The sequence below is a fragment of the Synechococcus sp. H60.1 genome (assembly GCF_047462335.1).
GTDB lineage: Bacteria > Cyanobacteriota > Cyanobacteriia > Thermostichales > Thermostichaceae > Thermostichus.
On the sequence record NZ_JANSJA010000068.1, the window covers coordinates 1 to 1,360 of the forward strand.

Annotated in this window: 1 protein-coding gene; it reads right to left on the bottom strand. The window is 55.7% G+C overall.

The window, feature by feature from the left end; all coding sequences use genetic code 11:
- Positions 1–231: 231 nt before the first annotated feature.
- Complete coding sequence (locus tag NW852_RS03890; protein WP_414371693.1) at positions 232–1,152, bottom strand: ARPP-1 family domain-containing protein; 921 nt, start codon at positions 1,150–1,152, stop codon at positions 232–234.
- Positions 1,153–1,360: the final 208 nt, after the last annotated feature.

Below are 1,360 nucleotides of genomic sequence, written 5' to 3' on the forward strand. Positions count from 1 at the left end.
GGAAGCCAGACAGGCAGTAGCCGAGCTAACTCAAGATTTGCAACTTGCTCTCGAGCGCATGATCTCTTGAACCAGCAATATTGCCTAGCCGGCAGGGTTGCCTGGCACAGTTCCTTTACCCAACTCCCCTCTCCCTGAGGGAGAGGGGCTGGGGGTGAGGGCAGCGGTGCCGAGCAATGGGGGAGTCTTTCCCAGCCAGAAAGGAAGAAGCCTGCCGGGGATCCACTGGAGTTAGTTCTCAGAAACGACTGGCCCTACTGCCGACAGGTAAACCAGCTTTTCATCGTAGAACAGCGCTGAGCCTTGGTCGCCTTGCTGCGACTCTGCCCGGTACTCCTGGCCTTCGCCCACAGTCGTTACCGCTTCCCAAGGCCATTGGGTTATGTTGGCCCAGTATTTGAGAACATCCTCAGAGGTGACCTTGGCTTGCGAGGGGGCTGCTCGCAGGGCCTCGATGGCTAGACCAGCTACCAGGCGAGGCCACAACCGGCTGCAAATCTGCGCCGTTCCGAAGAGATCCAGCGAGCGCACACGACCACCTATGGCAATGGCTAGGCCAGTTGCTCCTTTGACGTAGTCAATGTCTTTGCGGAACTTCTCGAGCTCCCGATTGTAGGTTACATAGGCAGCATCAAGGGCGGCAGTAGGGGAGCTAACACCAAGCTCGCGGTGAAGATAGGCAACGGTGTCCCATACTCTTCCCTGCTCTGAGCGATGGCCAAGTTTGTTTTTCAGCGACTGGAAGACACCCCTTTTTAACTCGTGCCGCAACTTGTTGGGGACAAAGTGCTCGGCATCGCTCATCTCGCGAGAATGGAAGTGCCACCTCCCAGCTTCTACGCAGGAAACGGGTATTGTAACCTTGCTTTTTGGCTTGATTAGGACGGTGGTGTTGAGAACCCGGTTTTGTTTGGCTCCTATCAGCTCCTGGCCTTCTACCAGCAGCAACAGAGACTCACTGTGGTTTTCCACAACTAGCTGAGGCACGGCTCCGGCCTCGCTCACCTCGGTGATGGTTGCTTCCTTGAGCTGCAGTTCAGGAAGGCGATAGGCAACTTCCTGATCCCCCTCAGAAAAGAGGGGAAAAACCTGAAAGCTGCCCTCTTGAATGGGATCGCCAATACGCAGGGCTGGAAAGTTAAGGCTGGCCATCGGCTCCTCCTTCGCGTTGAAGTTGAAAGGGTGTTGCGCAAGCTGCCTTTTTCCGTGTTGGCATGGGATCAGCTCGCTGGATCCTGCTCCACTCTAAAATTCTTTGGAAGTTTCCCCTTCCCAAAGACAAGAAGACTCAACCTTTGCCGGGTACTGCCCCAGCTTTTGGGAAGACAGCAGGGGGGATAGAAACAGCCGTTGCGCCAAG

What these genes read in the sequence shown, in the direction of transcription:
- NW852_RS03890 (WP_414371693.1), bottom strand. Translation starts at nt 1,152, where the DNA reads ATGGCCAGCCTTAACTTTCCAGCCCTGCGTATTGGCGATCCCATTCAA.